The following is an 8,288-nucleotide window of genomic DNA, read 5'->3' on the forward strand; positions in this document are numbered from 1 at the left end:
TCCGGCATTCGGACACTAAAAACGGACGGGTCGGAAAGCGTAAGACTACCGCTAAGGTAGCAGCATCCTGTGAAGCGTCAACCCCATTCAACGACCATCCTAAAAAGGTGGCGTGGTGAGGAATCACCGTCCGTTTACGGCGGTGAGGATGTCAAAATTCAGCCCCAGTTAGTTCTGGGGCTGAAACCATGGGGACAGGAGGGGGATAATTGTTAGGAAAAAAGAAGTTTTGGCAAGATTTAGCAAAGTTAGTTCACAAGTTACCCATTGCCAAGGGACGCTATCTCTAACATCCCCAAATTTTCCCTAACTTAAAATCAGTAGTTGGCGCTGTTGTAAAGAACGCACAGCAGTTAATCCTAAAGCAACTTGAGCGTCGATTGCTGCCACGGTTAAACGACCATCACAAGCTTGTAAAAAAGCAAATTCTGTCTCCGAGAGATTAACCGGCCGATAATCGTAATCTAGAACACTTGCACTAGGCCAACCGTAAAGACAGGGATGAACTTCGGCCACTGCATTCTCTAGGACTTGATCCCTGGACCAATCGGCAGTGAAAATCGGTGGTTTAGCGAGGAAAAATTCATAGTGGGTGATTTCCGGGTCTAATAATTCCGTCAAGCGATAACGTTCCCTTTCCCCTAAATTTTGCGCTCTAGCCATCAATTCGGGGGATTTACCCAATAAACGGTCTAATTGCCAGTAGGAAGGGTTAGAAAAGCCAATAAAGGCTAATCCTGACGCATCAATCAGTTGAAAGAGGGTATCGATATTGTAGTCCACTTCCCGGGGGTGAACGTACATATCAGCGAAGGACTCATCGCGATGATTTTCCATTGACCAACGCTCTTTTTCCCGTTTCAAAATGCGATTATTTTCTGGTAGAGAGGCAAAAATCTCTCGGCCGACAGCGACCCCATCTTTATAATCCCCGCGCCGGTCTCCCTGTAAAAGTGCGATCGCAGACTGCATTAACTGGATTTCCCAGCGGCCCAATTGTGCATAGACAAAAATGTGCAGCAGACCACCGGGGGCCAGTTTTTGCGCGAGGGATTGAATACCTTTAATCGGGTCCGGGAGATGGTGCAGCACCCCGACGCAGTTAATTAAATCAAATTCTCCGGGGAGATTGGTGGCCGATTCGAGGGGTAAATGGTGAAAAGCCAGAGAACCTCGGTGTTTTAGTGCGACTCCCGAACGATTACAGCGTTCTTTGGCGATTTCTAGGGCTTTTTCACTGATATCTATAGCGACTATATTAGCAAAAGGGTTGAGCGCGAGCAGATATTCGGTTCCTGCACCAGTACCACAACCCGCATCGAGAATCCGGATATCCTCTCGTTCAGGTTTACGATGACAACAAAAGTTATAGGCAGCAATCCAATTCCAGCGCCAATTGTAACCCGGAGGAGGTTCGTCTAGGAGCGGTTCGGGGGGGAAAGGATAGGTATTGTAGAGACGTTGTACAGCAGTGCGAATAGTAGCGTCGTCGGACATGAAAATTGGCGGAGTTTAGGATAACACTCGATCGATTGTCTCACAGACGGCAGCGATCGGGAAAGTCAGCCGGGGTTTTTTTGAGTTGGTCGAGGGTAAATGATAAATAATCATTATGACTATCCGGTTCTGTGCCAAAATTAGATATTATTTCTTTGGTCGATATTTTTTTCTATTCCTTGTCCTACTGTCTCTTAACCCTATCTAAGTTTTACTGGCAATTATTCGAGAGTCATTCTCTAACAATTATCTCAAATATAAGCAAATCTTGCCGATACAAAAAACCATGAGAATTAAGTCTATAAAGCTTATTAATTATCGAGGTGCAGTCAGTTTAAACATCGACTTTCATCGGCAATTAAACGTATTTATAGGAGTTAATGGTGCGGGAAAATCCACCATTTTAGATAGTTTGGCTATTATGCTTTCATGGTTAGTTAAGCGCCTAAAAAATACTAATGCCAGTGGACGACAGATTAGCGAAACCGAGATTAATAATGGTCAGGGGACGGCTATAATTGAAATCACGGGGGTGAGGGAAGATAGTCAAGAGATTACTTGGAAAATAGTAAAAACTAGGACTGGATATATCCACGCTGTAAAAGGGAGTAATTTTAGCCAATTAAATGAATACACTCAACAAATACAACGACAAATTACTGAACATCAAGGACAAATTAACTTACCTTTATTTGTTTATTATTCTGTTAATCGAGCCGTGGTAGATATACCCTTAAAAATTAAAACAAAACATCAATTTGATTCTCTAAGTGCCTACGAAAATGCTTTAACCAGTGGAGCAGATTTTCGCACTTTTTTTGCATGGTTTCGCGAGCGCGAAGATTTAGAAAATGAAAATAGAAAATATCGGGAAGATGAAATTAAACCAGAAGGTTTTTGTTTTCCCGATCCCCAATTGGAAGCGGTTCGGAAAACGATCAAACGTTTTCTACCCGATTTTACTAATCTTAGCGTCCGTCGTAATCCCTTGAGAATGGAAGTAACAAAAAAGAATAAAATAGTTACTGTTAATCAACTTTCTGATGGAGAAAAATGTCTGATTGCTATGCTGGGAGATTTAGCTCGAAGAATGGCGATTGCTAATCCTCAAAATCCTTATCCCTTAACGGGTACTGGCGTTATTATCATTGACGAAATTGATTTACATTTACATCCTCAATGGCAAAGATTTGTAGTACCTAAATTACTAGAAGTTTTTCCTAACTGTCAATTTTTTATTTCCACCCATTCTCCTAATATTATCACTCATGTTCAACCAGAAAGTTTACACTTCATGGAACAAACAGAAATGGGAATAAAAATTGATACCGTACAAGAGTCCTACGGCAAAAATGTTGATCGAATTTTGGAAGATTTGATGGGATTAGAGACAACCCGTCCCAAGGAAATCGCTGAAGCTTTGAAAGATATATATGAACAAATTTCTCAAAATCAATTAGAGGCAGCTAAAAAGAAAATCAATGATCTCAGAGCTAAAATTCAAAATGATCCAGAATTAATTAAAGCTGAAGTTATTATTCGACGCAAGGAAATTATCGGAAAATGAAGTATATTAGAAAAAGACAAGAACCACCGGAGTTTAAGAATTGGAAAGAGCAAGCTAACTCAGATTGGCAGCCCGACTTTAGAAATTTAGCGGGAAAACCAAAAGAAATACTAATTAAAGCTTTGATGACAGAACAGGGGGAAATATGTTGTTATTGTGAAAGTCGATTGGTTGATGGTGAATGCCATATAGAACATTTTAAACCTCAAAGTGATCCCACTGTTGATACCTTAGATTATGCCAATTTGCTATGTTCCTGTCAGGCAAATCTTGAGCTTGGTGAACCTCGGCACTGTGGTAATCTAAAAAATAACTGGTTTGATGAAAATCTCTTAATCTCTCCACTTAATCCGGATTGTGAGTCTCACTTTGCCTTTAATTATGATGGTACAATTAAACCCGTACAAGAAGATGATCAAAAAGCAATTAATACTATCGAAAAGTTGGGATTAAACCTCAACCAAATCAAGGCACTTCGTAAGGCAGCCATCGAGCCTTTTTTGGATGAGGAGATAGATAATGCTCAATTACAAGTTTTTGTCAATGGATATTTATGCTTAGATGATCAACAAATCAGCGATTTAATTGAATAATCTTTCCTTTACAAAAATACAAGAATTATTATAAAAGTTTAAATAAACAAGAAAAAACATCAAGTCTTATGAAGATTATTCAAGAATTATCGCAAAAGTCAACACTTGATGAGATTCTGGCCAGATAATGGGGATGGAGGGGTGAATCAACCTTATCCGAAGTTGAACGGAGATTGTTGTCGAGAGTCGGAGAGAAAAGCAATGAATATCAAGGATACATTACACAATTTTGTCCAGTACCTAACAGAGGCTTTTGCTCGCATTTTTAGCCCCAACAATGATGAGTATCCCGATGTGGGGATGCAGCCTTTTGATGCTGAACCTTACCATGCTCCCAAGGGTAATTCTTAACTAAAAATGACAGACAATTGCTTTGAGATAAAAGTTATGGGTAGGGATGATAACCCTACCTGATTTTATAGAAAAATAATTAATCCTCTGCTTGCCAATCGGGACAACTATCACTATCCCAACCGTAGGGATGGAAACCGCAGACGAGAAGATTGCCTCCGTAGATATAACCGTGATAATTACGGCAACCGATACAAGCAGGATGGGTGTTAGGATCGGGGTTAACCTTAGGAGTGAGGGTAAAATCCGAGGGTTCATCTAATTCCGAAAATAGGGATTCATCGGAGTTAAAAAATTCTTCTAATTCCTGGGGTAAAACCTCTTGAATAAACTGTTCCAGATCGATGATAATTTCCTCATTAATTTCTTCGATAGTTTGGTTCAATTCTTGGAAAAAAGTTTCAATTCCCACCGCCACAGTTTCGATAACTTCCCAAAAATCTTTCGGCCAATCGTTCATGTTTATACTTGCATCCCTTGTCTGGTAATAATTAATTATTTGTCGCTAAAATCTAGGTTTTAATCCCGTTGCAGTTTCCGTAATTCCTCCTGAAGACGTTCCACCTGTTGCCGCAATTCATCTACTTTTGGATTGGCTGCTTTGGTGTCCTCCTCATCTTCAATAATTTCTATCCGTCGGGGTTCATGGGGAATATTAGATTCGTTAGCTGTCACCGCTTGCTGTTGTGCCTGTTTCACCAACTCATCAACGTATTTGCGCGCTTCTTCTGCGTTTATTTCGCCGCGAGAAATCATTTCATCGGCTAATTTTTGGGCTTGATTTCTTAATTCTTGTAAATTTACTTCAGCTTTTTCGGCGGCATAAGTAGCAATGCCTACGCCCAAATAAACTGCTTTTTTGACTAAATCACCTAAGTTCGCCATAGCAAAAATCCTGAATTGATCGCTCTTACTTCCTAGAATAAACGATCCTTCTCCCAAATGGAGATGGGTTTTGGGAGTGAGTGAACAGTGAACAGTAAACAGTAATCAGTGAACGCTTGCGCCGCTAATGTAACACCGTGAACATTTTTCAGCCAATATCCAAGAGAGCCATCGGTGAACTGAAAACTCATACTAAATCCGTTGAGTATAAGCTAGTTATGAGGAGAGGCACTCATGCAAAAGGCAAGAGGCAAAAGGGAGAATAAATAATCAGTTTTTAATAAACGGATTTAGTATCACATCTGATAACTGATAACTGATAACTGGTAACTGGTAACTGATAACTGATGAGGTAAAGTTTTGTAAATAGATGCGGTGGTGGCGACACCAAAATTGATCGCTATAAAGATTAAATTTTAGTCAAATTGCTGGTTTTTCGCCCTCAAAACGACGATAGAGCCTCATTAGGTCATTTTTGACCTAAATAGTTTGATTAAGCTCAAAATAACTAAATATTGCGGATAGCTGCCGGCAGCCAGCTGCCGGCTGAATCGATTTGTGTTCATCCTCAGCAAAGATTTAAACTAAAGAATCGAGACAAGATTCCCGATTTAATCACAAAAAACTATGTTTCCTATTCATCGCCCCCGTCGTCTGCGTCAAACCCCTCAAATGCGCCGTCTGGTGAGTGAAACCGTCTTGACAGCCAATGACTTTATCTATCCTCTTTTCGCCACAACGGGGGAAGGTATTGCCCGGGAAGTCAAATCGATGCCGGGGGTGTACCAATTATCAATCGATAAAATTGTTGACGAAGCCAAGGAAGTGCGGGATTTAGGAATTCCAGCGATTATTTTATTCGGGCTGCCAGAAAGTAAAGACACAGAGGCGACGGGAGCATGGCACGATCATGGTATTGTGCAAAAAGCGGCAACAGCGATTAAAGAGGCAGTTCCCGATCTACTCATTGTCGCTGATACTTGTTTGTGTGAATATACTAACCACGGTCATTGTGGTTATCTGCAAACGGGAGATTTAACCGGCAGGGTGTTAAACGATCCCACTCTGGGATTATTGCAAAAAACCGCCGTTTCCCAGGTAAAAGCGGGAGTGGATATCATTGCACCGTCGGGAATGATGGATGGTTTTGTGCAGGCAATTCGTCAAGGATTGGATGAGGCGGGTTATAGTGATACACCGATTCTTTCCTATACGGCTAAATATGCCTCTGCCTATTATGGGCCGTTTCGGGATGCCGCCGATTCTACCCCCCAATTCGGCGATCGCAGAACCTACCAAATGGATCCGGGTAATGCCAGGGAAGCCTTAAAAGAGGTGGAATTAGATGTATTAGAGGGAGCAGATATGTTAATGGTGAAACCTGCCCTGTCTTACCTGGATATTATCTGGAGAATCAAGGAAATGACTAATTTACCCGTGGCTGCCTACAATGTGTCGGGGGAATATTCAATGATTAAAGCGGCGGCGTTAAATGGCTGGATTGACGAAAAACGAGTGACTTTAGAGACTTTAACCAGCTTTAAACGGGCGGGTGCCGATATTATCTTAACCTACCACGCTAAGGATGCCGTGCGCTGGTTAGCAGAGGGTTAAATCGGAAAAGTGACAATTTTTGGCTAACCGATCAGGATAAGGGGGTGGTGAGGTTGCTACTCTTAATTCTAGGGATTACCTGAAAAAAATACTGGCTCTTCTCGACTTTTTTGTGTGACAATTTTTGCTTATGTAATCCTGAAGTGCTTATTTGGCAAGACTTTTAGGACTACTTTGCGGATATTCTATCAGTATAGACCTCGTTTCCACACAGAAACCAGAAGAGCCAAAATACTTTCCAACGATTGAGTTCAGGAGCGGTAGATAACCTCTCATTCCAGCAACTACATAGCGCACTGCTGCAACGATTTGTTAACCGAGCGTGGAATCTATGATGCCTTTTATACAAACATTTTCGGTAAAAGTTCTGATCATCCATTCATGCTTATTTTTTAGATGTTCATGTTCCGACGGTTCCACAGTTTTAGTCCTTCAAACCAGAAAATACTGACAACTCCAGAAACTAAGCTGACCAGCAAATCATCAGTATGTAGAAATGAAAAGCTGAACAGGTGTCGTAGCAGGGGAACATAGAGAACTAATCCCAAAAACAGGAGTCCACCGCCGATCACCCACCACAAAGCCTGATTAGGAGCTTGGAGCATTTCTGGAATCGTTCGGGACCAGGAACGATTGGTTAAGATCATAGCGAGGTTGGAGATAATCAATGTCGTAAATGCTAAGGCACGAGCATCAAATTCACTATTGCCGTTGTTATAGGCGATCGCGAATACAATAACCAGTACCACTAAAACGCTGATCCCCTGAAGCAAAGCCAATCGCAACGTCCGACGACTGAACAAGGGTTCTTTGGGATTACGGGGGGGACGACGCATAATATCGCTTTCTGCCGGTTCAGCTTCAAACACAACCGTGCAGGCCGGATCGATAATTAAGTGCAGAAAGGCAATGTGGATCGGGAGTAGCACCAAGGGCCAGCCAAACATGACTGGAATCAACGACATACCGGCGATCGGAACGTGAACGGCCAAGGTATAGGCCATCCCCTTTTTCAGGTTGTCAAAGATACGTCTGCCCAGTTTGACCGATTCGACGATGGATGAAAAATCATCTTTCAACAGGACCAAATCGGCAGACTCGCGCGCTACATCGGTACCTCGTTCACCCATGGCAATGCCGATATGAGCAGACTTGAGGGCCGGGGCATCGTTGACACCATCACCGGTCATGGCCACAATTTCCCCGGAGCGTTTCAGTGCATTGACAATCAATAGTTTTTGTTCGGGGACGACACGGGCAAAGATGTTGGTGCTGTGAATGCGATCGCGCAGTTCCGACTCACCCATTTGCTCCAGTTCCCTGCCAGTGATCACCTTGTCTAAAGGCCTGAGTCCAATCTGACGGGCAATGTTCTGGGCTGTTACCGGATAATCACCCGTAATCATCACAACGCGAATTCCCGCACCATAGCATTCGGAGATCGCAGGTGCAACAGTAGGGCGCACCGGGTCTTCCAGGCCGATGAGTCCCACAAATTCAAACTCAAAGTCGTGTTGTTGCACAGTTGACACTCCCCGCTCTAAAGAGACGGGGATTCTTGGTTCACAGAGATTACTTGCTTAGACAGAATTGCTTCTGAAAAAGTAGAGGTATTCTCTCCCCAAGCGTTTATTGGGTCTAGCCCAAAGGTTCCGGTATGCCCTACCGTACTTAGTCCCCTTTTAAGGATGTTGATTGCGGCGTTTTCATCCCTATCCAAAACACATCCACATTTGCACTGATGGGTTCTAGTCGATAAAGATTTTTTGACAGTTTCACCA

At 42.5% G+C, this 8,288-nt stretch carries 8 protein-coding genes and 1 pseudogene; 4 read left to right on the plus strand and 5 right to left on the minus strand.

Going from position 1 to position 8,288, the window contains the following annotated elements; translation table 11 throughout:
- Positions 1 to 306: 306 nt before the first annotated feature.
- Positions 307 to 1,497 (minus strand): class I SAM-dependent methyltransferase, encoded by a 1,191-nt coding sequence (locus IM477_RS20215; RefSeq protein ID WP_287733237.1) that lies wholly within the window; start codon positions 1,495 to 1,497, stop codon positions 307 to 309.
- Positions 1,498 to 1,783: 286 nt separating this feature from the next.
- On the opposite strand from IM477_RS20215, the gene IM477_RS20220 reads away from it, so the two are divergent.
- The 3 genes from IM477_RS20220 (at position 1,784) to IM477_RS20230 (ending at position 4,008) form a co-directional block, all read left to right on the plus strand.
- Positions 1,784 to 3,064 carry an AAA family ATPase gene (locus IM477_RS20220; RefSeq protein WP_287733238.1) on the plus strand — a complete coding sequence of 427 codons (1,281 nt, stop codon included), beginning with the start codon at positions 1,784 to 1,786 and terminating at the stop codon, positions 3,062 to 3,064.
- A complete protein-coding gene (locus IM477_RS20225; RefSeq protein ID WP_287733239.1) occupies positions 3,061 to 3,657 on the plus strand; it encodes a retron system putative HNH endonuclease in 597 nt (198 codons plus the stop codon). Before IM477_RS20220 ends, IM477_RS20225 begins: the two co-directional genes overlap by 4 nt.
- 201 nt (positions 3,658 to 3,858) lie before the next feature.
- Positions 3,859 to 4,008, plus strand: a complete 150-nt coding sequence (locus IM477_RS20230; protein WP_061433411.1) for a hypothetical protein — start codon at positions 3,859 to 3,861, stop codon at positions 4,006 to 4,008.
- 79 nt (positions 4,009 to 4,087) lie between these two features.
- On the opposite strand, the gene IM477_RS20235 is transcribed toward IM477_RS20230, so the two are convergent.
- Together IM477_RS20235 and IM477_RS20240 are read right to left on the minus strand one after the other, a co-directional pair.
- Entirely contained in the window at positions 4,088 to 4,468 is a 381-nt protein-coding gene (locus tag IM477_RS20235; RefSeq protein WP_287733240.1) for a hypothetical protein, read from the minus strand.
- Between the two features lie 59 nt (positions 4,469 to 4,527).
- Positions 4,528 to 4,893 carry a phasin family protein gene (locus tag IM477_RS20240; protein ID WP_287733241.1) on the minus strand — a complete coding sequence of 122 codons (366 nt, stop codon included), beginning with the start codon at positions 4,891 to 4,893 and terminating at the stop codon, positions 4,528 to 4,530.
- A 627-nt stretch (positions 4,894 to 5,520) separates the two neighbouring features.
- Here IM477_RS20240 and hemB point away from each other — a divergent pair.
- Positions 5,521 to 6,507, plus strand: a complete 987-nt coding sequence (gene hemB, locus IM477_RS20245; protein WP_287733242.1) for a porphobilinogen synthase — start codon at positions 5,521 to 5,523, stop codon at positions 6,505 to 6,507.
- Positions 6,508 to 6,899: 392 nt separating this feature from the next.
- Here the strand turns inward: hemB and IM477_RS20250 are convergent.
- Both IM477_RS20250 and IM477_RS20255 read right to left on the minus strand, forming a co-directional pair.
- Positions 6,900 to 8,030: pseudogene (locus IM477_RS20250) on the minus strand (cation-translocating P-type ATPase); the annotation flags it as partial.
- Positions 8,031 to 8,047: 17 nt separating this feature from the next.
- Positions 8,048 to 8,288: zinc ribbon domain-containing protein (locus IM477_RS20255; protein ID WP_287697663.1), on the minus strand; the 241-nt coding region annotated here is incomplete at its 5' end.

Source organism: Microcystis sp. M090S1 (genome assembly GCF_020246295.1).
Classification (GTDB): Bacteria; Cyanobacteriota; Cyanobacteriia; order Cyanobacteriales; family Microcystaceae; genus Microcystis; species Microcystis aeruginosa.

What these genes read in the sequence shown, in the direction of transcription:
- IM477_RS20215 (WP_287733237.1), bottom strand. Translation starts at nt 1,497, where the DNA reads ATGTCCGACGACGCTACTATTCGCACTGCTGTACAACGTCTCTACAAT.
- IM477_RS20220 (WP_287733238.1), top strand. Translation starts at nt 1,784, where the DNA reads ATGAGAATTAAGTCTATAAAGCTTATTAATTATCGAGGTGCAGTCAGT.
- IM477_RS20225 (WP_287733239.1), top strand. Translation starts at nt 3,061, where the DNA reads ATGAAGTATATTAGAAAAAGACAAGAACCACCGGAGTTTAAGAATTGG.
- IM477_RS20230 (WP_061433411.1), top strand. Translation starts at nt 3,859, where the DNA reads ATGAATATCAAGGATACATTACACAATTTTGTCCAGTACCTAACAGAG.
- IM477_RS20235 (WP_287733240.1), bottom strand. Translation starts at nt 4,468, where the DNA reads ATGAACGATTGGCCGAAAGATTTTTGGGAAGTTATCGAAACTGTGGCG.
- IM477_RS20240 (WP_287733241.1), bottom strand. Translation starts at nt 4,893, where the DNA reads ATGGCGAACTTAGGTGATTTAGTCAAAAAAGCAGTTTATTTGGGCGTA.
- hemB (WP_287733242.1), top strand. Translation starts at nt 5,521, where the DNA reads ATGTTTCCTATTCATCGCCCCCGTCGTCTGCGTCAAACCCCTCAAATG.